32 protein-coding genes are annotated in these 25,537 nt (G+C 67.7%); 16 read left to right on the top strand and 16 right to left on the bottom strand.

Going from position 1 to position 25,537, the window contains the following annotated elements; translation table 11 throughout:
- Window positions 1-56: 56 nt before the first annotated feature.
- Complete coding sequence (locus AC1DCU_RS10700; RefSeq protein ID WP_032975919.1) at window positions 57-602, bottom strand: redoxin family protein; 546 nt, start codon at window positions 600-602, stop codon at window positions 57-59.
- Window positions 603-605: 3 nt separating this feature from the next.
- Complete coding sequence (locus AC1DCU_RS10695; RefSeq protein WP_032975918.1) at window positions 606-1,400, bottom strand: alpha/beta fold hydrolase; 795 nt, start codon at window positions 1,398-1,400, stop codon at window positions 606-608.
- 343 nt (window positions 1,401-1,743) lie between these two features.
- On the opposite strand from AC1DCU_RS10695, the gene AC1DCU_RS10690 reads away from it, so the two are divergent.
- The 6 genes from AC1DCU_RS10690 (at window position 1,744) to AC1DCU_RS10665 (ending at window position 6,041) form a co-directional block, all read left to right on the top strand.
- Window positions 1,744-2,388 carry an HvfX family Cu-binding RiPP maturation protein gene (locus AC1DCU_RS10690; protein WP_025873911.1) on the top strand — a complete coding sequence of 215 codons (645 nt, stop codon included), beginning with the start codon at window positions 1,744-1,746 and terminating at the stop codon, window positions 2,386-2,388.
- A 102-nt stretch (window positions 2,389-2,490) separates the two neighbouring features.
- A complete protein-coding gene (locus tag AC1DCU_RS10685; RefSeq protein ID WP_442251626.1) occupies window positions 2,491-2,967 on the top strand; it encodes an HvfA family oxazolone/thioamide-modified RiPP metallophore in 477 nt (158 codons plus the stop codon).
- 54 nt (window positions 2,968-3,021) lie between these two features.
- On the top strand, window positions 3,022-3,867 hold the full coding sequence (locus tag AC1DCU_RS10680; RefSeq protein ID WP_442251625.1) for an HvfB family MNIO-type RiPP peptide maturase: 846 nt from the start codon (window positions 3,022-3,024) through the stop codon (window positions 3,865-3,867).
- On the top strand, window positions 3,860-4,594 hold the full coding sequence (locus tag AC1DCU_RS10675) for an HvfC family RiPP maturation protein (protein ID WP_312963529.1): 735 nt from the start codon (window positions 3,860-3,862) through the stop codon (window positions 4,592-4,594). The genes AC1DCU_RS10680 and AC1DCU_RS10675 overlap by 8 nt, the downstream gene beginning before the upstream one ends.
- A gap of 50 nt (window positions 4,595-4,644) precedes the next feature.
- Window positions 4,645-5,283 (top strand): ferric reductase-like transmembrane domain-containing protein, encoded by a 639-nt coding sequence (locus AC1DCU_RS10670; RefSeq protein ID WP_025873915.1) that lies wholly within the window; start codon window positions 4,645-4,647, stop codon window positions 5,281-5,283.
- Between the two features lie 23 nt (window positions 5,284-5,306).
- Window positions 5,307-6,041, top strand: a complete 735-nt coding sequence (locus AC1DCU_RS10665) for an SDR family NAD(P)-dependent oxidoreductase (protein ID WP_025873916.1) — start codon at window positions 5,307-5,309, stop codon at window positions 6,039-6,041.
- A 36-nt stretch (window positions 6,042-6,077) separates the two neighbouring features.
- Here AC1DCU_RS10665 and AC1DCU_RS10660 read toward each other — a convergent pair whose 3' ends face one another.
- The 5 genes from AC1DCU_RS10660 to AC1DCU_RS10640 all read right to left on the bottom strand — a co-directional run bounded on the left by AC1DCU_RS10660 (window position 6,078) and on the right by AC1DCU_RS10640 (window position 10,383).
- Window positions 6,078-7,214 (bottom strand): metallophosphoesterase, encoded by a 1,137-nt coding sequence (locus AC1DCU_RS10660; protein WP_442251638.1) that lies wholly within the window; start codon window positions 7,212-7,214, stop codon window positions 6,078-6,080.
- An 82-nt stretch (window positions 7,215-7,296) separates the two neighbouring features.
- Window positions 7,297-8,835 (bottom strand): TerC family protein, encoded by a 1,539-nt coding sequence (locus AC1DCU_RS10655; protein WP_032975909.1) that lies wholly within the window; start codon window positions 8,833-8,835, stop codon window positions 7,297-7,299.
- Window positions 8,836-8,897: 62 nt separating this feature from the next.
- The gene (locus tag AC1DCU_RS10650; protein ID WP_025873919.1) at window positions 8,898-9,122 is read right to left on the bottom strand and encodes a helix-turn-helix domain-containing protein; all 225 of its coding nucleotides are present in this window, start codon (window positions 9,120-9,122) and stop codon (window positions 8,898-8,900) included.
- 13 nt (window positions 9,123-9,135) lie between these two features.
- Window positions 9,136-9,603 (bottom strand): DUF2975 domain-containing protein, encoded by a 468-nt coding sequence (locus tag AC1DCU_RS10645; RefSeq protein ID WP_442251637.1) that lies wholly within the window; start codon window positions 9,601-9,603, stop codon window positions 9,136-9,138.
- Between the two features lie 186 nt (window positions 9,604-9,789).
- Window positions 9,790-10,383 carry an NMCC_0638 family (lipo)protein gene (locus tag AC1DCU_RS10640; protein ID WP_032975907.1) on the bottom strand — a complete coding sequence of 198 codons (594 nt, stop codon included), beginning with the start codon at window positions 10,381-10,383 and terminating at the stop codon, window positions 9,790-9,792.
- A 131-nt stretch (window positions 10,384-10,514) separates the two neighbouring features.
- Between AC1DCU_RS10640 and AC1DCU_RS10635 the strand changes: the two genes are divergently transcribed.
- On the top strand, window positions 10,515-10,826 hold the full coding sequence (locus tag AC1DCU_RS10635) for a metalloregulator ArsR/SmtB family transcription factor (RefSeq protein ID WP_025873922.1): 312 nt from the start codon (window positions 10,515-10,517) through the stop codon (window positions 10,824-10,826).
- Window positions 10,827-10,837: 11 nt separating this feature from the next.
- The gene (locus AC1DCU_RS10630) at window positions 10,838-12,226 is read left to right on the top strand and encodes a DUF2867 domain-containing protein (RefSeq protein WP_442251624.1); all 1,389 of its coding nucleotides are present in this window, start codon (window positions 10,838-10,840) and stop codon (window positions 12,224-12,226) included.
- 42 nt (window positions 12,227-12,268) lie between these two features.
- Here AC1DCU_RS10630 and AC1DCU_RS10625 read toward each other — a convergent pair whose 3' ends face one another.
- From AC1DCU_RS10625 to AC1DCU_RS10605, 5 genes are all read right to left on the bottom strand, one after another.
- Entirely contained in the window at window positions 12,269-12,700 is a 432-nt protein-coding gene (locus AC1DCU_RS10625; RefSeq protein WP_442251623.1) for a pyridoxamine 5'-phosphate oxidase family protein, read from the bottom strand.
- Between the two features lie 144 nt (window positions 12,701-12,844).
- Complete coding sequence (locus AC1DCU_RS10620) at window positions 12,845-13,345, bottom strand: GNAT family N-acetyltransferase (RefSeq protein WP_032975904.1); 501 nt, start codon at window positions 13,343-13,345, stop codon at window positions 12,845-12,847.
- Between the two features lie 11 nt (window positions 13,346-13,356).
- Window positions 13,357-13,800 carry a hypothetical protein gene (locus AC1DCU_RS10615; protein WP_312962963.1) on the bottom strand — a complete coding sequence of 148 codons (444 nt, stop codon included), beginning with the start codon at window positions 13,798-13,800 and terminating at the stop codon, window positions 13,357-13,359.
- Between the two features lie 75 nt (window positions 13,801-13,875).
- Window positions 13,876-14,115 carry a helix-turn-helix domain-containing protein gene (locus AC1DCU_RS10610; RefSeq protein ID WP_032975902.1) on the bottom strand — a complete coding sequence of 80 codons (240 nt, stop codon included), beginning with the start codon at window positions 14,113-14,115 and terminating at the stop codon, window positions 13,876-13,878.
- Window positions 14,116-14,122: 7 nt separating this feature from the next.
- A complete protein-coding gene (locus tag AC1DCU_RS10605; protein ID WP_312962960.1) occupies window positions 14,123-14,641 on the bottom strand; it encodes a hypothetical protein in 519 nt (172 codons plus the stop codon).
- Window positions 14,642-14,691: 50 nt separating this feature from the next.
- Between AC1DCU_RS10605 and AC1DCU_RS10600 the strand changes: the two genes are divergently transcribed.
- The 3 genes from AC1DCU_RS10600 to AC1DCU_RS10590 all read left to right on the top strand — a co-directional run bounded on the left by AC1DCU_RS10600 (window position 14,692) and on the right by AC1DCU_RS10590 (window position 17,179).
- The gene (locus AC1DCU_RS10600; RefSeq protein WP_442251622.1) at window positions 14,692-16,032 is read left to right on the top strand and encodes a retropepsin-like aspartic protease family protein; all 1,341 of its coding nucleotides are present in this window, start codon (window positions 14,692-14,694) and stop codon (window positions 16,030-16,032) included.
- Window positions 16,033-16,203: 171 nt separating this feature from the next.
- On the top strand, window positions 16,204-16,647 hold the full coding sequence (locus tag AC1DCU_RS10595; protein ID WP_033830584.1) for a hypothetical protein: 444 nt from the start codon (window positions 16,204-16,206) through the stop codon (window positions 16,645-16,647).
- 25 nt (window positions 16,648-16,672) lie between these two features.
- On the top strand, window positions 16,673-17,179 hold the full coding sequence (locus AC1DCU_RS10590) for a PaaI family thioesterase (protein WP_033830583.1): 507 nt from the start codon (window positions 16,673-16,675) through the stop codon (window positions 17,177-17,179).
- 5 nt (window positions 17,180-17,184) lie between these two features.
- On the opposite strand, the gene AC1DCU_RS10585 is transcribed toward AC1DCU_RS10590, so the two are convergent.
- The 3 genes from AC1DCU_RS10585 to arsH all read right to left on the bottom strand — a co-directional run bounded on the left by AC1DCU_RS10585 (window position 17,185) and on the right by arsH (window position 20,839).
- Window positions 17,185-18,927: a GGDEF domain-containing protein gene (locus tag AC1DCU_RS10585; RefSeq protein WP_442251621.1), complete on the bottom strand. Its 1,743-nt coding sequence runs from the start codon at window positions 18,925-18,927 to the stop codon at window positions 17,185-17,187.
- Between the two features lie 55 nt (window positions 18,928-18,982).
- Window positions 18,983-20,008 carry an AI-2E family transporter gene (locus AC1DCU_RS10580; protein WP_032975895.1) on the bottom strand — a complete coding sequence of 342 codons (1,026 nt, stop codon included), beginning with the start codon at window positions 20,006-20,008 and terminating at the stop codon, window positions 18,983-18,985.
- Window positions 20,009-20,107: 99 nt separating this feature from the next.
- Window positions 20,108-20,839 carry an arsenical resistance protein ArsH gene (gene arsH, locus AC1DCU_RS10575; RefSeq protein WP_442251619.1) on the bottom strand — a complete coding sequence of 244 codons (732 nt, stop codon included), beginning with the start codon at window positions 20,837-20,839 and terminating at the stop codon, window positions 20,108-20,110.
- 17 nt (window positions 20,840-20,856) lie between these two features.
- On the opposite strand from arsH, the gene AC1DCU_RS10570 reads away from it, so the two are divergent.
- The 4 genes from AC1DCU_RS10570 (at window position 20,857) to AC1DCU_RS10555 (ending at window position 23,326) form a co-directional block, all read left to right on the top strand.
- Window positions 20,857-21,186 carry an ArsR/SmtB family transcription factor gene (locus tag AC1DCU_RS10570; RefSeq protein ID WP_032975893.1) on the top strand — a complete coding sequence of 110 codons (330 nt, stop codon included), beginning with the start codon at window positions 20,857-20,859 and terminating at the stop codon, window positions 21,184-21,186.
- A gap of 15 nt (window positions 21,187-21,201) precedes the next feature.
- Entirely contained in the window at window positions 21,202-21,708 is a 507-nt protein-coding gene (locus AC1DCU_RS10565) for an arsenate reductase ArsC (protein WP_442251618.1), read from the top strand.
- 14 nt (window positions 21,709-21,722) lie between these two features.
- Window positions 21,723-22,745 (top strand): ACR3 family arsenite efflux transporter, encoded by a 1,023-nt coding sequence (gene arsB / locus AC1DCU_RS10560; RefSeq protein ID WP_032951566.1) that lies wholly within the window; start codon window positions 21,723-21,725, stop codon window positions 22,743-22,745.
- 188 nt (window positions 22,746-22,933) lie between these two features.
- Complete coding sequence (locus AC1DCU_RS10555; protein WP_025873933.1) at window positions 22,934-23,326, top strand: DoxX family protein; 393 nt, start codon at window positions 22,934-22,936, stop codon at window positions 23,324-23,326.
- Window positions 23,327-23,365: 39 nt separating this feature from the next.
- Here the strand turns inward: AC1DCU_RS10555 and AC1DCU_RS10550 are convergent, their stop codons facing one another.
- Window positions 23,366-24,373 carry a LacI family DNA-binding transcriptional regulator gene (locus AC1DCU_RS10550; protein ID WP_025873934.1) on the bottom strand — a complete coding sequence of 336 codons (1,008 nt, stop codon included), beginning with the start codon at window positions 24,371-24,373 and terminating at the stop codon, window positions 23,366-23,368.
- A 95-nt stretch (window positions 24,374-24,468) separates the two neighbouring features.
- Here AC1DCU_RS10550 and AC1DCU_RS10545 point away from each other — a divergent pair, with 95 nt between their 5' ends.
- The gene (locus tag AC1DCU_RS10545; RefSeq protein WP_140227580.1) at window positions 24,469-25,521 is read left to right on the top strand and encodes a sugar phosphate isomerase/epimerase family protein; all 1,053 of its coding nucleotides are present in this window, start codon (window positions 24,469-24,471) and stop codon (window positions 25,519-25,521) included.
- Window positions 25,522-25,537: the final 16 nt, after the last annotated feature.

Genomic DNA, 25,537 nt, shown 5'->3' with positions numbered 1-25,537 from the left:
CGTATTCTCGATCGAGGCAGGGGCGAAGCCGCGCAACGCGGCCATGGTAGCGCGGCTCAGGGGCTGGCCAGCAGGCGCTGGATCTCGCTTTCGGTACGCGCATAGTCGCCTTCACCGTAGTGCCGGTAGACCACCCGCCCCTGCCGGTCGATCAGGTACAGCGCGGGCCAGAAACGGTTACCCCACGCGTTCCAGATCCGGTACTGGTTGTCCTGCACCACCGGCCAGGTGATATCCAGCCGGTGGATCGCACGGCGCAGGTTCCCCGGCAGCCCTTCATACGCGAATTCGGGGGTGTGCACGCCGATCACGTGCAGGCCCTGTTCCGCGTATCGGCGATGCCACTGGTGAACGTACGGCGCCACGTTGAGGCAGTTGCTGCAGGTGTAGGTCCAGAATTCGACCAGCACCACCTGCCCGCGCAGCTGCTGCAGGGTCAGCGGCGGGCTGTTGTGCCATGGCCCACCGCCGCTGAATCCCGCAGCGGGTGCGGCCTCGGCAGTCTGTGCACCGGCTTCGGGGCTTGGCCACGCAAGCAGCAGCGCAACGGCGCCGAGCAGGGACAGCAGCAGCGGCACGGTATACGCACGAAGCGTGGCCATTGCTCAGCCCCCCTGCTCGGCCAGCGGCAGCTCGGCCGGCTTCACACCGGCAGCTTCCAGGATGCTGTCGGCCACCTGCGCGGGGTGCGAGAGCAGCGAGACATGGCTGCTGCCGATCGACTGCAGCTGCGCGCCAATGCGCTGCGCGGTGGCGACCTGCAGCTGCGGCGAGAGCATGCGGTCATCGCGGCTGACCACGTACCAGCTCGGCTTGCTGCGCCATGCCGCCGTGGTCACGGCCTCACCCAGCGCACTGGCCTTCAACGGCACCTGCGTGCTGTACAGCAGGGCGGCGGCCTTCTTCATCACGTCGGGTGCGAAATCCTGGGCGATGGCATCGGCCGGCAGGGTCAGGTAACCGTCTTTCTCCTGCAGGCGGGTCAGCCCGGGGCCGACCGGGAAGCCTTCGCCCTGCTGCGCGGAGGACTGGCCGACATCCGGTGCGAACGCGGCCACGTAGACCAGCGCCTGCACCTTGGGATCGTCGCCCGCTTCGGTGATGACCGTGCCGCCCCAGCTGTGGCCGACCAGCACCACCTTGCCGGGCGCGGCAGCGATCGCGCGACGGGTAGCGGCAACGTCATCGGCCAGCGAGGTGAGCGGATTCTGTACCGCCACCGCCGGCAGCTTCCAGGCATGCAGGGTGCCGATGACCTTGTTCCAGCTGGAGCCATCGGCGAAGGCGCCATGCACCAGGATGATGGTGGGCGGCGCGCCGGCATCGGCCTGCACGGCGAAGGCGGGGGTGGCGGCGCCGGCCAGGGCCAGGGCAGCGGCAAGCAGGGTGGTGCGGATCATGGGTGGCACTCCGGTGTTGGGAGTGGCCATTTCCGCGTGCCGGTGTATCGCTGCTGTTTCGCTGTGATGCCGAGTTGTACCGGACTGTAGGGCGGCGGCGGGTTCCTACAGTGGGATACATTCGGCCGCTGGGCATGCCCCGGCGCCATCGGGTGGATATCGTTCCCCGCACGCGGACGCGCAACGCGCCGATGCGCCCCCGATGCGGCGTCTTTGTATCCAACTGTACGAAACCCCTGCCGCAGCCACAGTCGCTGACAAAACCCCGGGCATCGGCACACGTTGCCGATACCTGCGTGGCCCGAAATGGCCTCCATCGACCACCGGCCCGCAGGACACACCCATGATCAGCACCGCCTCCTCCCTCTACACCCCACGCCTGGATGCCGTCGGCCGCTGGCTTTCGCCGCTGGCCCTGCGCGCCCTGCTCGCCTGGGAATTCTTTGAATCCGGCCGCGAGAAGCTGGGCGGCCAGAACTGGTTCGCCGATCTGGAAGGCCGGTTCCCGTTCCCCTTCTCCACCCTGCCCGCCTCGCTCAACTGGCAGCTGGCCACCTGGCTGGAACTGGTGGGCGCGGTGATGCTGCTGCTGGGCCTGGCCACGCGCTCGGTGGCGTACATCTTCTGGGTGCTCACCATCGTGGCCATCGCCGCCGTGCACTGGCCCGACCAGTGGAACGGCCTGGATGAACTCTGGCGGGGCTATGCGATCACCGACCAGGGCTACGGCAACTTCAAGCTGCCGCTGCTGTTCCTGGCCATGCTGCTGCCGCTGATCCTCAACGGTGCCGGATCACTCAGCCTGGACCGTCTGCTTGCCAGCCCGCAACACGCCGCCGCAGACGATGACGGCCTCGGCTGGGGCAGCAGCCTGATCGCGCTGCTGCTACCGGTCGCCGCACTACTGCCTGGCGTCGGCTTCGGCGGTGCCCTGCTCGGCGCCGCGTTGTTGCTGGCCCATGTACTGCGCCGTCGCCGCAGCGCCTGATCCGCTTCCGCCCTCTCCCACTCTTCCTCGCATCGCATTCCGTCGCCTTCCAGCGGCGTCCATCCCGCACGCCCTGCGTGCACATCCCAAGGAGTCATCACCATGTCCGTCTCGACCAATAACACCTCTGCTTCCCGTCTGCCGCGCATCGGCGCCATCGGCATCGCCCTGGCCGGCGGCCTGCTGCTGGCCGGCCAGGCTGCCGCGATCCAGTCGCTGGCGATCAGTGCCGTGGCCATGAGCGCCGCCGCCGAAGGCAAGTGCGGTGAAGGCAAGTGCGGCGCCAACAAGGCCACCACCAGCAAGCCCGCCGGCAAGGCCAAGGTAGCCGAGGGCCAGTGCGGCGAAGGCAAGTGCGGCGACGCCTCGTTTGCCCGGACCGACCGTGACCACGACGGAAAGGTGTCGCGTGCCGAGTTCAATGCCGTGGCCGCCAAACGTGCCGCCGAATTCGACCGCATCGACACCGACCACGACGGTTACATCAGCGAGCAGGAAGCGCACGACTACCTGCGCAGCGTCTATACCGCCAATGGCAAGCCGATGCCGAAGGGCCTGTTCTCGCGCGTTGCCGACTGATTGCCCGCACCCGGTGCCGCCCTTGTGGCGGCACCTCATCCCGGAGTACCCACCATGTCCCTGCCTTTGCCTACCGCCAGTGCGGGCCTCGGCCTGCGCCGAGGCCTGATCGATGAACTGCTGGCGATGCCGGCCGATGCCATCGACTTCCTCGAATGCTCGCCGGACAACTGGATCGGCGTCGGCGGTGCACACGGTGCCGCGCTGCGCCAGCTGAGCGAGCGCCACCGCCTGACCTGCCACGGTCTTTCGCTGTCGCTGGGCGGCCCGGACCCACTGGACCGCACGCTGCTGCAACAGACCCGCGCTTTTCTCGACCTGCACCAGGTACAGCTGTACAGCGAACACCTGAGTTACTGCGCCGCCGGGGGCCACCTCTATGACCTGCTGCCGCTGCCGTTCACCGCCGAGGCCGTACGCCACATTGCCGGTCGCATCGCCCAGGTGCAGGACAGCCTGGGGCGTCGTATCGCGGTGGAGAACATCTCCTACTACGCAGTGCCCGCTGCCGACATGAGCGAGATCGAGTTCATCACTGCCGTGCTTGCCGAAGCCGACTGCGACCTGCTGCTGGACGTCAACAATGTCTTCGTCAACGCCTGCAACAATGGCTACGACGCCTTCGATTTCCTGCGCCGCGTGCCGGCCCACCGCGTGGCCTCCCTGCATGTGGCTGGCCACTTCGACGAGGACGACGGCTTCAAGATCGACACCCACGGCGCGCCGGTGAAGGGTGTGGTCTGGGCCCTGCTACGCCAGGCCTATGCGCACGTAGGCGTGCGCCCCACTCTGCTGGAGCGCGACTTCAATTTCCCGCCGCTGGCCGAACTGCTGGCTGAAGTGCAACAGATCCGTAGGGCCCAGGCCGACGCCGAGTTGCCGGAGGTGGCCCATGGCTGAGTCCCTGGCCACGTTGCAGGGGCGCTGGGCCGACCATGTGCGCGATCCCTCGATGCCAGCACCCGATGGCATCGCGGCATGGCGGCTGGCGATCTACCGCCGCCTGTGCATCGACAGCCTGGACAACCTGCTGGCCGGCAGCCTGCCGCGCCTGCATCAACAACTGGGCGAAGCGCGCTGGCGTGGCCTGGTCGAGCACTACTACGCGTACCACGACTGCCACACCCCGCTGTTCCCGCAGATCGCCAGCGAGTTCGCTGCCTGGCTGGCGGCGCAGGACACGTTCGCGCTGCCCGGCTGGGCGGCGGAACTGGCGCACTACGAGAGCACGCAGCAGGCACTGCACATCGAAGCGCGTGATGCCGGGCATTCGTTGCACTCCATGCCTGCGGGCAGCGACGTGCTGGCGCTGTCGCCGCTGGTGCGGGTACTGGGCTACCAGTGGCCGGTGCATGAGGACGCCGGACTGGACGATGCGCCCGCCAGCGAGCCGACACTTCTGCTGCTGCGTCGCCTGGCGGACGACCGCCTTCAGGTCGAGGAACTGGCACCGCTTGCATATGCGCTGTTGTCGTCATTTGGCAACGAGGGTGCGCGCGTGGACGACGCCCGGCAGGCGCTGGCTGAGGCGCATGGCGTGGCCAACGATGCACTGCGCGTGGTGGCCGCGCCCTTGCTGGGCGAACTGTGCGCGGCCGGCGTGCTGGTCGCGCTGACCGGGTTCTGAGATTGCCGGCCAGCGGCCGGCACTACCCCTATCTGATTCGAGGTCTGACCATGGCTGTTTCCAACACTTCCTTGCTGCATGGCTGGCGCCTGTTCATGGCCATCGCCGCAGTCCTGATCGCCTTTGCGCTGGCAGCCTTCGCTCTGCAACCGGATCTGGCCGAGGGCAGCCGCGCAGCGATCCGGGTCACTGCCCGCACGTCGTTCCTGCTGTTCCTGGCCGCGTTTACGGCATCGTCATTTGCCACCCTGCTGCCCGGGCCGACCACCCGCTTCCTGATGCGCGAACGCCGCATCATCGGCCTGTCGTTTGCGTTCTCGCATCTGCTGCATGCCTTCGCCATCACCGCGTTCGGCATCCTCAATCCGGCGTTCTGGCCAGCGCGCTCCGCCCTTGCCAATCTTCCCGGAACGATGGGTTACGTGGCCATCCTGGCGCTGGCCATCACCTCGCACCGGAGCATCGCCCGGCGCATGGGTCCAACCGCCTGGCGGCGACTGCACGTCACCGGCATGTGGGTCATCGCGGCGGTGTTCACCTATTCGTACTTCAAACGTGTACCCACGAACTTCTGGTATGCGGTGCCTTCGGCACTGCTGTTCACCGCCTTCGTGGTCCGCTGGATCGCCAAACGTGCTCAGTCGCTGCGCCGCAGCGCCCACGCCCGTCCTTCCCTGCCAGCGGCCTGATCATCCCCAACCGGAGTTTGAACATGACAGTCTCTTCCTCTCGCCGCCGTGCACTGGTCATCGGCGGCTCACGCGGCATCGGTGCGGCCATTGCGCAACGCTTGGCCGTTGATGGCCATGACGTCGCCATCACCCACGTCTCGCGCCCCGATGGGGCGCAGGCATCGCTTGATGCCATCCGCGCGCACGGTGGCCGCGCGCTCGCCTTCCAGGCTGACAGCAGCGATGCCGATGCGTTGCGCCGGGCCGTGGCCGCCGCTGCGCAGGCCTTCGGTGGGTTGGATGTGCTGGTGGTCAATGCCGGCCTGTACCGGCATACACCGATCGACAGCGTGGATCTGCCTACGCTGGACCAGCTGCTGGCGGTGAACATACGTGGCGTGGTGCTGGCCATCCAGGCGGCCCTGCCGCATCTGTCCGGCGGTGGCCGCATCATCACCATCGGCAGCAACACTGCCGTGCGCAGTGGTTCGCCCGGCAGCAGCCTGTATGCGATGAGCAAGGCGGCGGTGGCCGCTCTGGTGCGCGAGCTGGCGCTGGAGCTGGCCCCCAGCGGCATCACCATCAACAACCTACAACCCGGCCCGACTGCGACCGACATCACCGCCGGGCTGGATGAAAAGCTTGCTGCGCGGGTACCCCTGGGCCGCATTGCCCAGCCTGCCGAGATCGCGTCATTGGCCAGTTGGGTAGCGGGGCCGGAAGCGGGCTACATGACAGGCAGCAGCCTGACCATCGATGGAGGCTTCATCCTCTGAGCCGTTGCACGATCCCCCATCCCACACCCCACCGCATCACGGCGCCCGGCGCAGGGTGATCATCGTAATCTCCGACGGTACGCCGATGCGGGCCGGGAACCCGGCCCACAGGCCGGCACCGTTGCTCACGTACAGCGTCATGCCATCCACCGCGTAGCGACCGGAGACGAAGCCGCCGTTGGCGCGCTTCACCAGCTGGTCCATGCCGATGATCTGTCCGCCATGGGTGTGCCCGGACAGCTGCAGTTTCACCCCGCGTGCAGCGGCCTCGCGTGCATTGCGTGGCCGATGGTCGAGCAGGATCACCGGTGCGCTGGGGTCGGCACCGGCCAGGGCGGCCTCCAGGTCGGGCAGCGGCAGGCCATAGCGTGCGGCGACCGGGTCGGTGACGCCGGCGATGGTCAGTGCTGCCCCGCCACGGCGCACCTGGGTGTGGCTGTTTTCCAGCACCTGCATGTGCAGTGCACGGAAGGCCTGCATCCATTCGCTGTACTGCGCGTAGTACTCGTGGTTGCCGGTAATGGCGATCACCCCGTCCGGCGCACGCAGGTCCGCCAGTGGGGTGTAATCGTTGCGGCGCGCCTGCACGCTGCCGTCGATCAGGTCGCCGGTGATCACCACCAGATCCGGTTGCAGTGCGTTGCTTGCAGCCACGACCTGGCGCACCCAGTCGCCGGTCAGCAGGCGGCTGGCGTGGATGTCGGTGAGCTGCAGCACACGGTAGCCATCGAAGGCCTGCGGCAGTCCGCTGATGGCCACCTCGATCTGCCGTGGCTTGGGTACGGCCATGCCCTGGCTGACACCGAAGGCACTGAGCAGCAGCGCAAGCACCGCGGCAGAAGGGCGCAGCGCCTTGCTGCGCAGTACGGAAAGGACGCGCGGTGCGCGCAGCAGGCGCGCGGCCAACAGGCCGGCGTCCAGCACCAGCAACGCCAGAGCCAGCAGCAGCACGGCGGTGGAACCGGTGGCCAGCGTGGCAATGACCATCTTCGGAATTTCCGGGGAGGCCATCGTGCCCCAGAAGCTGGCGACGATGCGCAGCTGCACGGCAATGCCCACCAGCAGCACCGACAGCACCACCTTCGACCAGACAGGCAGGCGCAGCGGCCAGAACAGGCGCCAGGCCACATACAGGCCCATCAGAAAACCAATCGTACTCAGCACTACGACAATCCAGAACGGCGAACAGGCCCGCCATGGTGACGGCAGAAGATGGCAATGGATAGAGCCGGGCATGGGCCCAGCCCCGACATCGTCACGCTTCCGGCAGGCGTTCCACCCGCAGCCGCGTGATGCGCCGCTTCTCCATCGCCAGCACGGTGATGCGGATACCGGCCACCTCCAGCGTGTCGCCGATGTCGGGCAGGCGCCCCAGTTGCTCCAGCACCAGCCCGGAAATGGTCATGTAGTCCGCGCTGCGCGGCAGCGACACGCCGGCCAGCCGCTGCAGGTCGTCCAGGGTCAGCGCGCCGTCGGCGTCCCAGCAGTCCTCGCCCTGTGCAACCACGCCATAGCGCTCGTCCTGGGTATCGGCCAGATCACCGGCGATCGCCGCCAGCAGATCGTTGGCCGTTACCAGGCCTTCCACGCTGCCGTACTCGTCCACCGCCACTGCCAACGGCACCGGGTGCTGGCGGATCAGCTCCAGGGCCTGCAACGCACTGGCGCTGGACAGCACGTACTGCGGCTCGCGCAGGTTGCCTTCCAGTTGCAGTGGCTTGCCCTGCAGCAGGTCGGCCAGCAGGTCACGGCTCTGCACCACGCCACGCAGGCTGTCCAGGTCGCCCTCGCCCACCAGCATCCGCGTATGCGGCGACGCCACCAGGCGTGCGACCACATCGTCGTGACCACGCGCCATGTCGATCCACTGCACGTCGGCACGCACCGTCATCACGCTCGATACCGGACGGTCGGCCAGGCCCAGCACACTGCGGATCATCTCGTGCTCGGCGGGCTGCAGGCGTTCTTCGGTGCTGCCGCGCTCATCGGCTTCATCCTCATCGTGGCCATTGGCCTGGCGCGCACCCAGCAGCCGCAGCACGGCATCGGCAGTACGCTGGCGGAACGGCTGGCGCTGCTCGTTGCGCTCGCGGTTGAAACGTATCCACTGGTTGAACGCTTCCACCAGGATCGAGAACGCGATGGCCGCGTACAGGTACCCCTTCGGAATCCTGTAGCCCAGGCCCTCGGCCACCAGGCTGAAACCGATCATCAGCAGGAAGCCCAGGCACAGCACCACCACGGTCGGGTGCTTGTTGACGAAGCGGGTCAGCGGCTTGCTGGCCAGCAGCATCAGCGCCATCGCGATGGTCACCGCCGCATACATCACGCCGAGGTTGTCGACCATGCCGACCGCGGTGATCACCGAATCCAGCGAGAACACCGCATCAAGCACCACGATCTGCGCCACCACCATCGCAAAGCTGGCATAGACCTTCTTGCCATCCTCGTGATGCTCGCGGCCTTCAAGCCGCTCGTGCAGCTCCATGGTGCCCTTGAACAGCAGGAACAGGCCGCCGCCGAGCAGGATCAGATCGCGGCCGGAGAAGCTGTGCTCCAGCAGCGTGACCAGTGGTTCGGTCAGTTTCATGATCCAGGCCAACGCAGCCAGCAGCACCAGCCGCATCAGCAGCGCCAATGCCAGGCCGATCACCCGCGCGCGGTCGCGCTGGTGCGGCGGCAGCTTGTCGGCCAGGATCGCGATGAACACCAGGTTGTCGATGCCGAGAACGATCTCCAGCACGACCAGGGTTGCAAGGCCCATCCATATCGAGGGGTCAGCCAACCATTCCATTTCAGGTCCGTTTCGTCAGTAAGGGAAAAGTGGTGCGGTGCAGGCGTGCGGCGCAGCCAGGCTCAATCCGCATCCTGCGCCTGCGCAGGGTCATGCCCGAGCAGGTCGCCAGGGCTGCATTGCAGTTCGCGGCAGATCGCATCGAGGGTGGAAAAGCGGATTGCGCGTGCCTTGCCGGTCTTCAGGATCGACAGGTTGGCCAGGGTGATGTCGATGCGCCCGGCCAGCTCGGACAAGGTCATGCCGCGCTGCTGCAGCATGCGGTCGAGGGTGATGACGATCGCCATCAGATCATGCTCATCAAATCACACCGTCCAGATCGTCGCGCATCGCTGCGCCAACGGCGAACACCCGCGCCAGCACGAACAGCATCAGCACGGCCACCAGGCCGGTGATCGACATGCCACCGCCAACTTCCATCCACGCAAAGTCCGGCCCCATCCAGCTGGCATACAGACCGATCACGATGGACAGCACCTCCATCGCCAGCATCAGCCAGGCCATGCGTTGCAGGCGTACGGCATTGGCATGGGTGAAGGGGCGTTCGTTGGCCGCAGAACGCAGCAGCCGCGCCAGGTGGCGCAGGAACACCAGGCACAGCACCAGTAGTGCGACGATGGCGGCCAGGCCCACGCAGAAATGCAGGAACAGATGCGAACCGTGCACGGCCGCGGCCTGCGCGTCGTGCACGCTGTCCAGCAGCCAGTTGCGGTCGTAGGCCACCAGCGGCACCGCCAGCAGCGCGGCCAGGATGCCCAGCCAGCACATCGCGCGCACCGCCTGCACGGCGGTCTGGGCCAGGGTGAACAAGCCGCGCGCAGGAAGGGCGCGGGCGGGACGAGCGGTCAAGCAGCCTCCGATGTGGAGCGGCCCTGCCGCCCCGGGGTGGATTTATCGATAAACGATATATCACATCCCCGGGCTGTTGGCTGAATCGCGTGTACTCCGGCAGCGCTACCGGGCGGGTGCCGGTGCAGGCGGCGCGGCCTGTTCGCGCATCGCTTCGCCCGGCGTGGCCGAGGCCATCGCCTGCACCCCCGCCTCGGCGGCCTGCCGGGTGACCAGCCGGAAGCGCACGCGCAGCTTGCTTTCGCCCGGCGTTGCCCAACCGTACTGGATCGCCACCTGGTCGCCGGACAATGGACCGCGCGAGGGCAGCGAGCGGATCTGCAGCGGCTTCGGTGCGGCCTGCATCAGCCGCGCGAAGCCCTTCTGCACCACCGCCGGGTCGGCCTTCTCGGCATACACGGTGCAGGTGCCATCGTCGGCCCAGCTGACCGCATAGCGGCCACTGGCCAACGGCACCATCCATGCCATGCCCGGCTGGCCCTGCAGCAGCGTAGCGGCCTCGGCCGGCTGCAGCGGCGTCAGGCCATTGGCATCCATCAGCGACTGCAGCCGCGCCGGCGCGCCGATGTGCTGCATGCAGGCAGTGTCGAACAGTTCGCTGAAGGGATCCTGCGCCGGTGCCTTCGGCGCACGCGCAGGCTGGGCCATCACCACGATCGGCAGCAGCAGGCCAGCGATCAGCCAGGGCGCAGGGCGCATCGGAACTCCACGGAACGGAAAACAGCGGGGAGGATGACAAAGCCGGGAGGCAGTACGCAACGGGCACCCCCGCGCTTGACATCACCTGCCACCAGGGGGAACATCAGTTAACGAATTAGTTAACTGCAACCATGGACCGCATCTTCGAAGCCCTGGCCTCCACCGCACGCCGGCAGATCCTGGCCTACCTCAGCGCCGGCGAGCTCAGCGCCGGCGAGCTGGCCGAGCGCTTCGATTTCAGCAAGCCGGCACTCTCCAGCCACCTGCGCATCCTGGAAGACGCCGGCCTGATCGAACGCGAGAAGCGCGGCCAGTTCGTGTACTTCCGGCAGGTGCCCGACCGCCTGGCCAACACGCTGTTTTCCTGGGCTGCCGAAGTCTGTCCGGTCGGCGGCCCGCTGAAGCGCGAAGCGCGCGCACGCCGCAAGACACCCGCCCGCTGAGGAGCACTGCGATGCCCGGTTCGACCCGCACCAGCCGTTCGTTTCCGAGTATCCAGCTTCCGGCACACGACGGCGGTGGCCCGGTGGAAGTCACACTGATCGCGCAGCTCGGCATCGGTGCCGGCGACGCGCTGGTGAGCGATGCCAGCCAGCGCCAGCGCCACCACCCGGCCTTCATCGATGCGCTGGACGAGCCCTCGGCACGGTTGGGTGGCATGCACCTGCAGCACGGCGATCCGTCATCGCTGTACAGCTTCGGGGTGGGTGCCGGCGGCCATCCCTTCCACCGCCATGCCGGGCCGCGCATGTTCACCGCCATCGCCGGCAGTGCCGGTGCCGAGCTGCGGTTTGCCAGCGCATCCGATCAGCAGCTGGCGGACGATCCCTCGCACTTCCTGCGGTCGCTGCGTCGTGTCCGCATCCCGCCCGATTGCCTGTTCACCGTGCGCTTTGGTGGTGGCACCTGGCACCAGTTCGCCTCGAACAGTCCGGCCCACCCTGCCCTGTTCGCGCTCTCGTGCCACAGCAATGAGCTGGCCGGGGCGATGAGCGCGCAGGCGCGCGCACTGGCACAGGCAAACGCCGCGGACATTCCCAGCCTGACCGACGTGCTGCCAGCAGCGCACTGGCCCAGCGCAACCACACTTGCCGCCACGCCGTTGCTGCAACTGTCACTGCAGGCGGCAGCGCCCAGCCTGCGCGCACGCCTGTGCGTGCAGACGCGCACGTTGCTGGGGCCGCTGCGTCGCTTCAGCCTGGAGCCACTGCGCGGATTCGTGGAGCGGGCGACGCCGGCGTACCCGGTCTGCAGCAGCGCGTCGTCGCCTTCAGCGGGAATGCTCGCCAGCGCCCTGCCGCACGGTCACTACAACGACACGACCACGCTGACCCTGCACGGCGGGCAGACCCGCCATCGATCGGCCTCCGCCCTGCTGGCCGACATACTGGACGGGTTCCTGCGCAACCCGCCGGCGGGCGTCGGCCGCTTGATGGCCCTGCGCAATCGTCTGGTTGCACCACTGCGTCTGCGCACCTCGCCGCTGGGCTGCCCGGTGTCGTCGCTGCTGTCCACCGACCGCAGCCGCGTGTTCGGCGGACGTTTCCCGGTGCTGGATGCCCGAGTAGATGCGGAAGACCGGTGTGCCGAAGTGCTGCTCGGCGCAGACGACCGCCATCTCCGCTTCCGCAGCAGCGTGCGCGTGCAGTTCTGCGAGGACGGCCAGGTCCAGATCAGCCTGGGCTCGCGCGTGCAGACGCTCAATGCGTTTGGCCGCTTCTACATGGCCATGATAGACAGCGCCCATCGCCATTACGTGGCCCCGGCACTGCTGCGCCGCGCCGTTGAACATGCGCTGGCACCGGAACTGGCCGCGTGGTCCGGCACGCCTGTACATTCCTGAGCTGCGGCAGCACTGTGCAGGGGCCCTGTGCGGCCCCCGCGATCAGACCACGATCTCGCCTTGGTCCTCGCCATCCCAGTAATGGATGCGGCTGGCGTGTACGTGGATCAGCACCAGACCCGGCGTATCCACGCCCTGCTCGAACCACCGCTCCAGGTCCTTCACCCAATGCTGGGCCATCGTGGCGCGATCGCGGATCAGCTCTGCCCTGCCCTGCACGTGCACGAACAGCGGTGGCTTGCCCAGCAGCGACTTGCTGCCGGTCAGGCCCAGCGCCACGTTCGGGTCGGCGCTGATCTCGCGCACCATGTCGGTGTTTTCCATGGTGAAGAACCAGCTGTCGCCGTCGTAGTCCACATCGCCGTTGTTGCTCATCGGGCGGCCAGCGATCTGGCCGCCGGCATGGGTCTGCAGCATGGTGAAATCGATGCCGGCCATCTTCTTGGCCAGTTCGGGAAGGGTGAGCGTGGTCATGGGCAGTTCCTTCAACAGATGGGTGTCCAGCGTCTGCTCGACGCGGTGACCGATACGTGGATGGCTGCTGGCGCCTTCTTCACGCAGTGGCCGTAGTTGGCATTCCCGCGTGCAGCGCCCCCGCGCCGCGGTGACCGTCACTCATCAGCGCGGATAGCGGAACACCAGGTCATCCGGATCGCTGCGCACCGCCTGCGCATCCAACACGCCGCCGAGGCGGACCGCCACTGCCTGCGAGGCGTGGTTGTCCGCTGCCATGTAGCTCACCAGCGTCGGCAATCCGCGCACCACGAACGCCCAATCACGCAGCGCCGCCGCCGCCTCGCTGGCGAAACCCTGCCCTTCCTGCCCGGCATACAGCAACCAGCCCAGTTCCTGTTCCGGAAACAGCGGGCCATGGTTGATGCCGACCTGGCCGATACACTCGCCCGTGTCGCGGCGCTCGATCATCAACGCGCCGTGGCCGAACAGATGCCAGCTGGCCAGGTCGTGGCAGAACTGCCCCCACGCGGCGACCTCAGCGAACGGCCCGCCCATGCCGCGCGCACGGGGCGAGGCCAGGAACGCGGCATACACCGGGAAGTCATCCAGGCATTGCGCGCGCAGGCGCAGGCGCGGTGTCTCCAGCACAGGGATGTGGATCATGCGTGTGCCAGTCAGTACACGGCCAGGAAGCCGCAGCCGCGGCGTTGTGGTTGGCCCTCGACAGTCACCTGCACGCTGGCCGACGTATCCACGCCTTCGGCGTTGCGGCAGGGCTCGCGCTTGATCTCGACGATGGTGGGCTGCGTGCCCAGCTCACCGTTGAGTACCGTCAACGAACTGGGCGCACCGGCCGGCTGGCCGAGGTAGCGCAGCGTTCCAGCGCTGCTGCGGCCAGCAACAGTGAGCGTGGCATCGTGGTTGCCCTTGCCGGTGGAGGCGATCTCGATGGACCAGCCGGCGCCCCCGCCGGTGAAGGCAGGCACCGGGCTGGCATCAGCGGCGATCGACGGATGACGCGGCGCATCGGCGCCCGGATCGGGCCGCGGTGTGCTGCTGGCGCAGCCAGCGAACAGGCCCGCCAGCAGCGTGGCAGTCACAACGGAACGCAGGGTCATGGCGTACTCCTGGGACGGGCGAGTGGCCAGTCTAGGCAGCAGCGCGTGCGCCACCGATGAACATGCGCCGCGCGCTCATTCTTCATCGCCGGGGGCATCGCCCTCGGCGTCCGGGTCGTAGACCAGCAGGTCTCCGGGCTGACACTGCAGGTACTCGCAGATCCGCGCCAGCGTGTCGAAGCGCACGCCGCGCACGCGCCCGGACTTGAGCAGCGACAGGTTCGATTCGGTGATGCCCACATGCTGCGCCAGCTCGCGCGAGCGCACCTTGCGCAGCGCCAGCATGACATCGAGGCGGATGACGATGCTTCCCATCGGCGCCTCAGATGATCGAATGATGGTCGTCCTCGTACCGCGCTGCGGCATCGAGGAAGCGGGCCACCAGCCACAGTACCAGGGTCACCAGCACGGCCAGCAGGTCGGCACCGTCGATGGACAGGCGCAGCTGGCCGTGCGCGCTGGCCGACAGCAGTGCGCCCAGCAGCGGCGCCAGCACGCCGTTGACCAGCACCGCCAGCAGCAGCAGACCGGCAAAACGGCCGAAGCGGCGGCTGCCCTGCAGGGGGAAGAGGCGCTCGATGCGGACCTGGCCCAGCAGCTGCGCCAGCTGCCACAACGCTGCGGCCACCAGTGCCGCCTGCGCCAGCGCCAGCGTACCGGCCCAGGCCAGCGGCAACCCACCCGCATCCATTTCCGCCTGCACCGGCGCGGTGCTGCCCAGCCACGTATTGGCCAGCGCTGCCGCGGTCAACAGCGGCGCCAGCAGCACGCCGGCCCACGCCACCCAGCGCAGCCGGCGCGCGGCCTGGACGAGACGTCTTGATTTTTCTGATTCGCGCATAGTAATTTCTGTTTTACAGAAAGTTTTTATCCATCTACAGGATACTTCGGATGACTGCACATTCCAAGCTGCCGCGCGCCCGCGCCATGTCGGTGGCAGCGCTCTGCCTGCTGATGTCCCTGCCCTGCTGGGCGGGCCCGCTCTCCGCCGATGATGCGCGGGAGCGCCTGCGGGAGGCGGCCGACGGCAACCTGTCTGCGTTGGCCGATGCCTCGGCCGTGCTGCCCGCGCCGTGGCCGTTGCTGGCACAGGCACGGCAGGCAGCGGCGCAACTGCATGAGCGGCAGGCGATCAGCCTGGCCGAGGCCTTCATTGCCCAGCGCGGCGGTGGCACCTGCGATACCGCGCTGGCGCAGCGGGTCATCGCCGATGCGGCTTTCGCTGCGGCCGACTACGCGCGCGCCGCAGCCGCGGCGCAGGCATCCCTGCGCGTGTTCGAACGCTGCCCTGCCGACCGCGATGCAGTGGAGGGCAGCCAGACCCTGGCGACACTGGCCGCTGCACTGGCAAGCGCGCCGCCGCAGCGCGTGCAGCAGTTCACGCCTGCGCCCACGGCATTCGCGCGCGACAAGGTCGGCCTGCCGCGCGCATCGGTGCTCATCAACGGCCGTGCGCAGGAATCGGTGCTCGATACCGGCGCCAATCTGTCGGTGATCTCGGCCAGCACTGCGCAACGGCTCGGCCTGCAGATCGGCGACGAGGCCGCGGTGGGCAGTTCGAGCCGGCGCACCGTAGCCACCCGCGTGGCCATCGCCGACCGCCTGCAGTTGGCCGGGCTGGACCTGCGCAATGTGGTGTTCCTGGTGCTGGACGATGCACAGCTGGACATGCCGGTGCCCGGCGGCTACCACATCGACGCGATCATCGGCTTCCCGGTGCTGCGCGCGATGGGCCGGGTCCGCTTCGGCGGCGATGGCCAGCTGCAACCGCAACCGGGTGCCGGCGCGGCCGACCTGCCCCGCAACCTGGCGCTGGCGGGCAGCGATCTGTTCGTCGACGCACGCATCGGCGGCATCGAGGTGCCCATGCACCTGGACAGCGGTGCCAGCAGCTCGTCCCTGTCGGCCCATTTCGCCCGCGCACATCCGCAGATGCTGAAGGACCTGGCGGTAACGCGCCAGCGCCTGGCCGGCGCCGGCGGCAGCAGCGAACGCGCAGTGGCACAGTGGCCACAGGTGACGGTGCAGATCGGCGGGCAGCGCGCGATGCTGCCGTCGCTGGCGGTCACCCTGCAGGATCCAACCGAGGTGAGCGTGCGCAACCAGGGTGTGCTCGGCTGGGATGTACTGGCCGCCTTCCCGGCCTGGACCCTCGATTTCGATCACATGCGGCTGGAGCTGGAAGGCATCAGCACGCGTGAAGCCGCAACGTCGGTCACAACACCGTTGTGATGCAGCACGCAACACGCTGCGCGCGTTAATTCCGGATGCAGAAAGGGCCGTGATCGGCGCGACACGCGGCTAACAGGGCGCCGTTCAAGAATCGCACGGCCATGTGCCAGCCAGGGGATGCAGCGCCTGCCCTGTCCATCGGCTCCCTCTCGGCATCGGCATGGATGGCACATGGACCTGTTCGCCTCGCTCGCGTTCGGCAGCTACCTTCTGGCCTTTTTCATCGTCGCGCTGTTCGCGGCCGCCTACCTGAAACGCTCGGAGTTCATGCCCTACCACGGTGAAGCGGTCGGGCTGGCCTGGGGCGGCGTCCCACCGCGCATGCAGGTGCTGCTGATGGCATTGATCAAGGTGGTCGGCGCGGGCTGGATCGCGCTGGCCGGCGCAGGGGTGATGCTGGCCTGGCTGATCTTTTTCGGTGGTCACTTCGCGCTGCCACAGCTGGTCGCCTTCCAGCTGTTCTGTCTGCTGGCCACGTTGCCACCGGTCGCGGTCGCATCCGGCGTGCGAAAGCGCACGGGTGCCAGGACGCCGGTCTCTGCCGGTGCGGCCGTGGTCGCGCTGTGCTGCATCGGATTCCTGCTGGCCCTGCTGTCGCTGCTGCAACCTGCCTGACCTCCCCCACACCGAGGTTTCCCGCATGAATCCCCAGTCCCTGCTGTACAGCGTGATCAACGGCGACCTTCCTCCGTCCAAGGCCGGCCTGTTGCTGGGGTGGCGTTTCATCAGCCACGATCCCGCACAGGACCAGATCAATGTCGAGTTCGATGCCAGCACAGCCCTGACCAACCCGATGGGCAACATCCAGGGCGGCTTCCTGTCGGCGATGCTGGATGACTGCATGGGCCCGGCGATCTACGCAACGCTGCCGCCCAACCGGTTGGCGGTAACGGTCGAATCGAAGACCAGTTTCGTCAGTCCCGCCCGTCCCGGGCGCATCATCGGCTGGGGGCAGATCGAGCACAGCAAGGGCAGCATCATCTTCACCCGCGGGCGCCTGACCTCGCCCAGCGGCCGCTTGCTGGCCACGGCCAGCGCCACGTTCCGCGTGGGGGCGATGCGCTGGCGCGGACTGCCGGTGCCCAGCACCGTGGCCCGGCACATGGTCGGCCACATCCTGCGCAGGGCGCAGGCGGACAATGGCTGACCCGATCAGCGCGCGGCGCGTCCGCTGCCCGCCACCTGCACCCGGTCGCGGCCCAGCGCCTTGGCCTCGTACATGGCGGCGTCGGCGGCGCGCACCAGCGCGTGCCAGCCAATCGGATCAAGCGCGCCCTGGGCAACACCGAAGCTGGCCGTGACCCGCAGGATGTCACGGCTGCCCAGCACGATGTCGTGCGCACGCAATGCCACCCGCAGCGACTCGGCCAACCGCCGGCCACTGGCCAGATCACCATCGGCCAGCAGCACCAGGAATTCCTCGCCGCCATAACGGGCGATGCTGTCGTTGCGGCGCAGATGGCTGCGCAGCAACTGCGCCACCTGCACCAGCACGTCATCGCCGGCCGCGTGCCCCTGGCCATCGTTGATCGCCTTGAAATGGTCCACGTCCAGCAGAATCACCACCGCCTGCGTGCTTCCCTCGGCACGCCGCTGTCGTACCCGTTCCTCCAGCGAGCGCCGGTTCAACAGGCCGGTCAGCTGATCGGTATCGGCCAGCTCGCGCAGCTCACGGGTCAATGCCGAGCGCTGGTGCGACTTCGCCCGCAGTACCTCGATGGCATCGAACAGGCGCTGCATTTCCGCCATCGGGTGGGTGGCATGCTGCTCTGCACCCGGCGTGTCCGAGGCGATCTGGATCACCTGCGCCTGCGCCTGCAGCAACGGCCGCAGGATCTGCACGTGGGCGATGCGCAGTGCCAGCGCAAGCAGCAGCAGCGTACCCAGCACGGTGGCGCCCAGCACGGCCAGGCGTACCGCTTCCTTGTTGCGGGTGTGCTGGAAGCGCGCGATCGAAACGCCGAGGTAGCCATCACGCAGCGCTTCCAGCGATTGCAGGGTGGGCACGTAGCGCGCGGTGAACTCGGCCGCCGTCCAGGGTGGCGGTACGCCGCGCTGGCCATCGTCGATCAGCTGTTCCACCATCGGCAGCGACTGGCCGAAGAACTGCCGGCGCGCCATGTCCCAGTGCAGGGACAGCGCCGGCTCGCTGCGGAACACCGATTCATGGCTGGCGGCCAACCGCCACAGCTCCAGCAGGCGGCCCTCGGTCTGCTGCGCAGCGCGTACCTGCGACTCCCGCCACGCGCCGGGCACGGCCAGCGGCGCCATCACGTTGGATGCCAAGCGGCCACCGTGCTCGCGCAGGTCGATCAGGATCTGCCCCTGCATGGCAGGAATCGCGGCTTCGCGATCAGCCGCGACCAGATCGCTGATCTGCACCGAGGTCAGCACCTGCAGCCGGTCATACACCGCGAACATGTTGTTGATCGCGTGCTCCACCTCCTCTGCCGAGCGTTCGCCTCTTGGCAGCGCGGCCACCCGGTCGACCGCGGCGCGCGCAGTCTGCAACCGGCGCCGCGCTTCGTGCAGGCGCGGTGTTTCGTCCACCACCCGCGGGTCGTTCTGGAACACGCTCTGCAGGTGCTGCGTCGCTGCGTCCACCCGCTGCCGTGCGACCGCCAACTGCGCGGCCAGTCGGCGCTGCTCCTGCACATCGGTGCTGTCTGCGCCGAGCAGGCTGTTGGCCGGTCCACGCTCGGCCGACACCAGATTGGCCAGTTCGAAGGTCTGCCGCAGTTGCTGCAGGCTGACCAGGTTGGCCTCGGCTTCGGTGTAGCGCTGCGTGCCCTGCACCAGCGCGATGGCCATCAGCGGCAGCGTGCACAGCACGAACAGGCCACCGAGGATCCAGAGCCAGGTCTGCAGTCCGTTTGGCGATGCCCTGCGGCCCATCGATGTGTCCCCTGGCGTGCGGATCAGTGTAGCGCTCTGCCCGGGTGAAGGCGGGTCAGATCCAGCGCTGGTCCACCAGTTCGCGCTTCACGTAGGCGTAGAACACCGGCGCGGCTACCAGCCCGGGCAGGCCGAAGGCCGCCTCCATCACCAGCATGGCCAGCAGCAGCTCCCAGGCGCGCGCCTGGATCTCGCCGCCGACGATGCGGGCGTTGAGGAAGTACTCCAGTTTGTGGATCACCACCAGGTACAGCAGCGCAGCCACGGCCACGTAGAACGACACCGACAGCGCGACGATGGCGATGATGGTGTTGGAGATGATGTTGCCCACCACCGGCAGCAGGCCCGCCAGGAAGGTGATCAGCACCAGCGTCTTCGACAACGGCAGGTGCACGCCGAACAACGGCAGCACGCCCAGCAGGAAGATGGCGGTGAACACGGTGTTGAGCAGCGAGATCTTCACCTGCGCGAACACCACCTGGCGGAACGCGGTGGCCAGGCGGCTGGTGCGGCCGATCAGTTCCTGCGCCAGCGGGCCCATCTTCGGCAGCGGCAGTTCGTCGTACAGCGCGATCATCGCGCCCAGCACCATGCCGATCAGCACCCGCACGCCCACCTGCACCACCGATGTGCCGGCCACGCCCAGCTGGCGCTGGTGCTCGGCGGCCCATTCGTTCACGGCGGCGCGCAGCGCCGTCAGATCCTCGGGAATGTAGGGCTGCAGCAGGGCCGGCACCTGGTGGCGCGAGGTGTTGAGGATGTCCATCAACCGCGCCAGCAGCACGTCCGGGCCACCGGTCTCGTTGCGGAAGAACGAGGCCACGCCGATACCGGCCAGCACCAGCACGCTGATGATCACCGCCGACAGCACGATCACCGCGATCGCCCGCGCCCGGCCGGGACGCAGCTTGCCTTCCACGGTGGAGGCCAGCACATGGGTCAGCTGGAACACCAGCAGCCCCGACAGCAGGGTCACCACCAGGCCAAGCTTCAGTGCCAGCCACATGCCCAGCAGCATCATCAGCCAGGCGGCGATGCGTGCGGCGGGAGGCCTGGGCAGGGTCGGGATGACGAGGGACATCGGGGCACATCCTGGTGGGGTGGCCCATGGTAGTGGATTGAGGTGATGCGCCCGCGCATGCGCGCGTCCCTGCGGCCGCCGCGTGCCATCAGCGTGCCATCAACGTGCGGCCACTGCCCCTGCCGCACGCGCCAATGCGGCCGCCTCCCGATCACCCTTGCGCTCGCTGTAGCGATCCACCAGGTAGTCCGCACGACCCTGCGTGAGCAGGGTGAACTTGACCAGTTCCTCCATCACATCCACCACCCGGTCGTAGTACGCCGAGGGTTTCATCCGCCCGTTCTCGTCGAACTCCTGCCATGCCTTGGCCACCGAAGACTGGTTGGGGATGGTCAGCATGCGCATCCACCGCCCCAGCACGCGCAGCGTGTTGACCGTGTTGAACGACTGCGAACCGCCACTGACCTGCATCACCGCCAGCGCCCTGCCCTGCGTCGGGCGCACGCTGCCGTCTTCCAGCGGCAGCCAGTCGATCTGGTTCTTGAACACGCCGGTGACCGTGCCGTGGCGCTCCGGGCTGATCCAGACCTGGCCTTCGGACCAGTGCGACCACGCGCGCAGGCGCTGCACTTCAGGGTGATCGGCGCCGACGCTGTCGAGCATGGGCAACGCATGCGGATCGAACACCCGGGTCTCGCAGCCGAGGTGGCGCAGCAGGCGCTCGGCCTCCAGCGCCAGCTTGCGGCTGAACGACTGCGGGCGCAGCGAGCCATACAGCAGCAGGATCCGCGGCGGGTGTGCGCGGCCGGCGCCCAGCAGGGTCGGGTCGGGCTGGGGAAGCGAGGCTTCGACCAGATTCGGAAGGGTGGCGCTTGCGATGGATTCATTCATTCGACTATTCTAGAAATATGGAAACGAAGAATGCAATCACCGCCCTTACCGCCCTGGGCCATGCCACCCGCCTGGCCGCGTTCCGGCTGCTGGTCGAAGCCGGCCCGGCCGGACGCATGGCCGGTGACATCGCCGCCGCCCTGCAGGTGCCGCCGGCCACGCTCAGCTTCCACCTGAAGGAGCTGCTGCAGGCCGGGCTGGTCGAGAGCGAGAGCCAGGGCCGCAATGTCTGCTACCGCGCCAACTTCAGCGCGATGACCGGCCTGATCGACTACCTCACCCACAACTGCTGCGCAGGCTCGCCCGATCCTGCCTGCAGCCCCACCTCCCCTGATTGCGCCTGCTGACCGGAGATCTGCTTCGTGACCACCCAACGCGTCCTGTTCCTGTGCACGGGCAATTCCGCCCGCAGCGTCCTTGCCGAAGCCACGCTGCGGGCGTGGGCCGGTCATCGCTTCGAGGTCTTCAGCGCCGGCAGCCAGCCCACCGGCGAGGTCAATCCGTTCGCACTTGCGCAATTGCAGGCCGAGGGCATTGCAACGGCAGGCCTGCGCAGCAAATCGTGGGACGAGTTCGCCGGCGGCGCGCCGATGGACCTGGTGATCACGGTCTGCGATGCCGCGGCCGCCGAGGCATGCCCGGTGGTGTTCGGCGATTTCGTGCGCGCGCACTGGGGCCTGCCTGATCCGGCCGCCGTTGATGGCAGCGCGGAGGACAAGGCGGCTGCGTTCGCGCAGGCCCACGCCATCGTCAAGGCACGGTTGCTGGCCCTGCTGGCATTGCCCGCAGACACATGGTCCGACCGCGGGCCGTTGAAAGATGCGCTGGATCGCATGGGTTTCGTGCAGCCCGGGGACGGCCAGGCGTGAGCGCACCGGCACCGATGGGATTGTTCGAGCGTTACCTGACCCTGTGGGTGGCGCTGTGCATCGTGGCCGGCACCCTGCTTGGCCACGCGCTGCCGCAGCCTTTCGCTGCGCTGGCGTCGGCAGAGGTGGCCAAGGTCAACCTGCCCATCGCGGTGCTGATCTGGCTGATGATCATCCCGATGCTGCTGCGGGTCGATTTCAGTGCGATGCGCCAGCTCGGCCAGCACTGGAAAGGCATCGGCGTAACGCTGTTCATCAACTGGGCAGTCAAGCCTTTCTCGATGGCGTTGCTGGGCTGGTTCTTCCTGCGCCACGTGTTCGCCGACGCGCTGCCCGCCGCGCAGATCGACAGCTACATCGCCGGGCTGATCCTGCTGGCAGCAGCGCCCTGCACCGCGATGGTCTTCGTGTGGAGCAACCTGTGCCGCGGCGATGCCAATTTCACCCTCAGCCAGGTGGCGTTGAACGACGCGATCATGGTGGTGGCCTATGCACCGGTGGTAGCGCTGCTGCTGGGCCTGTCGGCGATCAGCGTGCCATGGGACACGCTGCTGCTGTCGGTGTCGCTGTACATCATCGCACCGGTGCTGGTGGCCGCACTGCTGCGGCGCTGGATGCTGGCCCGTCGCGGCCAGGCTGGCCTGCAGTCCGCGCTGCGCACGCTGGGCCCGGTCTCGCTGCTGGCCCTGCTGCTGACGCTGGTACTGCTGTTCGGCTTCCAGGGCGAGCAGATCGTTCGGCAGCCGCTGGTCATCGCCATCCTGGCGGTGCCGATCCTGATCCAGGTCTACTTCAACTCCGGGCTGGCCTACCTGCTCAACCGGCGCCTGGGTGTTGCCCACTGCGTGGCCGGTCCCTCGGCGCTGATCGGCGCCAGCAACTTCTTCGAACTGGCCGTGGCCACCGCCGTGGGCCTGTTCGGCGTGCATTCCGGCGCGGCGCTGGCGACCGTGGTCGGCGTGCTGATCGAAGTACCGGTGATGCTGTCGGTGGTGCGCATCGTCAATGCATCGCGCGGTTGGTACGAGCGGCGCTGAGGCAAGCACGCACCGCGCAGGTCGCCCAGGCTGCCGACGCCATCGCTCTCAACATCCACTTCACCCGTGATGGGATTCGATGGCCGGACAGGAGCTCCTGCTGCAGCGCCCGGTCGGTTGGGGCAAGGGCATACCGCCCTGCATGGTTGTTGATCATCCCCCGCCCTGCCCACCCTGAGGACGTTGCCGTGGACACATCACTTCACTCCCTTGCGAAGCTGGCCGCCCGCGTATTGCTGATGCTGCTGTTCCTGGTATCGGGCCTGGGCAAGCTGTCCGACCCGGCGGCAACACAGGGCTACATGGCGGCGATGGGTCTTCCCGGCATCCTGTTGTGGCCGACCATCCTGTTCGAGATCGGCACGGCCCTGTGCATCCTGCTCGGTTTCCAGACCCGGGCAGTAGCCGCGGTGCTGGCCGCCTTCAGCCTGGTCACGGCCTTCATCTTCCACCACCAGCTCGCCGACCCGGTGCAGCAGATCATGTTCCTGAAAAATCTGGCCATCGCCGGCGGCTTCCTGCTGCTGGCCTGCAGCGGGCCTGGCCGCTTCAGCGTGGACGCCAGGCGCGGCAAGCCCTGAGCCGGGCAAAGCGCGGCATCCCGCCGCCCTGCCCTTGCCTCAGCGACCCTTGGGCGGGGCCGTCGAACCCCGCAGCATCACGCTGAAATCCAGCGTCTGCTGAAGCGGTACATCGACCTGTTCGATGATGGCGAGCAGCAGGTTGACCGCGCGCTCACCGATCTCCCGCATCGGTTGCCTGATGGTCGTCAACGGAGGCGTGAGGTAACGCGATGACGCCAGGTCGTCGAAGCCGACGATGGAGACGTCATCCGGCACGCGGATGCCCAGGTCACGGCAGGCTGCCAGCGCACCCAGCGCCATCTGGTCGCTGAAGCAGAAGATCGCGGTGGGTGCGGTTGCGGGCGGCAGCAGCGCCATCGCGGCCGCATGGCCGGACTCCACGGAAAAGTCACCCGGCACGACGCTGAGGTGGCGCAGGCGGCCACGCGCCCTGCCGGCGGCGCGCACGCCTTCCAGCCGTTGCGTGTGCAGGGGATTGTCGGGCGGTCCGCCCACCACAGCGATCCGCTCGTGCCCCAGTCCGTACAGGTGCTCCATCACAGCGCGCGCGGCGGCCGCGTTGTCGATGTGGACGCTGGGGATGCCCAGCGCGGGATCGAATTCGCATCCATTGACCACCGGTGCAGCGGTACCTCGTTGCTGGACAATTTCGCGCGCCGTCGGCGGCAGGCGATGCCCCAGCACGATCAGACCATCGGCCTCGTTGCGCCGGAGCATCTGCGCGTAGCGCTCCTCGCGCTCGGGCAGGTTCTGGGTGTCGCCCAGCAGTACGGCGTAGCCAACGGCCTGCGCCGCATCCTCCGCGCCCTGCAGGATCTGCGCGAAGAACGGGTTGGCGATGTCCGGCACGGTGACCAGGATCTTGCCGCTGCGCTGGGTCTTGAGTGTCCTGGCCACCGTGTTGGGCACGTAGCCCAGCGCAGCAGCGGCCTGCTCGATGCGCGCGCGAGTAGCCGGCAGCACTTTGTCCGGCCGGGAAAGCGCTCGCGACACCGTGCCTGCGGAGACGCCGACGTGCCTTGCGATGTCGTAGATGGTGGCCATGGCGCTACCTCTTCCTTTCGCTGTGCAGTGCACAACGGGTCTTTCGAATGCCCCTGCTAGGATAATGCAATCGATTGCATCGAGGGCGAATCAACGTGAAGACGCTCAAGGGTCCAGCGCTGTTCCTGGCGCAGTTCATCGGCGACACACCACCCTTTGATCGGCTGGACACGCTGGCCGGATGGGCCGCGGGGCTGGGCTATTCTGGCGTACAAGTGCCGACCAGCGCGCCCCACCTGTTCGATCTGGCCGAGGCGGCGCGCAGCCAGGCGTACTGCGACGATGTCAGCGGCATGCTGGGCGGACATGGCCTGCAGATCACCGAGCTGTCCACCCACCTGCAGGGGCAGCTGGTTGCCGTCCATCCGGCCTATGACAGCCTGTTCGACGGATTCGCGCCGCCGGACAAGCGTGGCGATCCGGCCGCCCGCCAGGCCTGGGCGGTGCAGCAGCTGCTGCTGGCCGCCAAGGCCAGCCAACGCCTGGGGCTGACCGCGCATGCCACATTCTCCGGCGCACTGGCCTGGCCTTACTTCTATCCCTGGCCGCAGCGGCCACCCGGGCTGGTGGACGAAGCCTTCGCCGAACTCGGCCGACGCTGGCGCCCGATCCTGGATGCCTTTGACGCCTGCGGCGTGGACCTGTGCTTCGAGATCCATCCCGGCGAGGACCTGCATGACGGCGCGACCTTCGAGCGCTTCCTCGACGTGGTGGACCACCATCCCCGCGCGAAAATCCTGTACGACCCCAGCCACCTGCTGCTGCAGCAGATGGACTACCTCGGCTTCATCGACCGTTACCACGATCGCATCAGCATCTTCCACGTCAAGGACGCGGAATATCACTCCAGTGCCAGTAGTGGCGTGTATGGCGGCTACCAGGACTGGATCGATCGTCCGGGCCGATTCCGATCACTCGGCGATGGGCAGATCGACTTCAAGGCGATCTTCTCGAAATTCGCCCAGTACGACTTCCCCGGCTGGGCAGTGCTGGAATGGGAGTGCTGCCTGAAGCACCCGGAAGACGGTGCACGGGAAGGAGCCACCTTCATCCGCGACCACATCATCCGCGTGACCGAACGCGCCTTCGACGACTTTGCCGACAGCGGCACCGATCCCGGATCACTGCGCCGCATGCTCGGGATCTGAGACATCACTGCCTGGG

It is taken from the genome of Stenotrophomonas sp. 10L48 (genome assembly GCF_056395105.1).
This window is presented reverse-complemented; position numbering and strand designations above follow the sequence as displayed.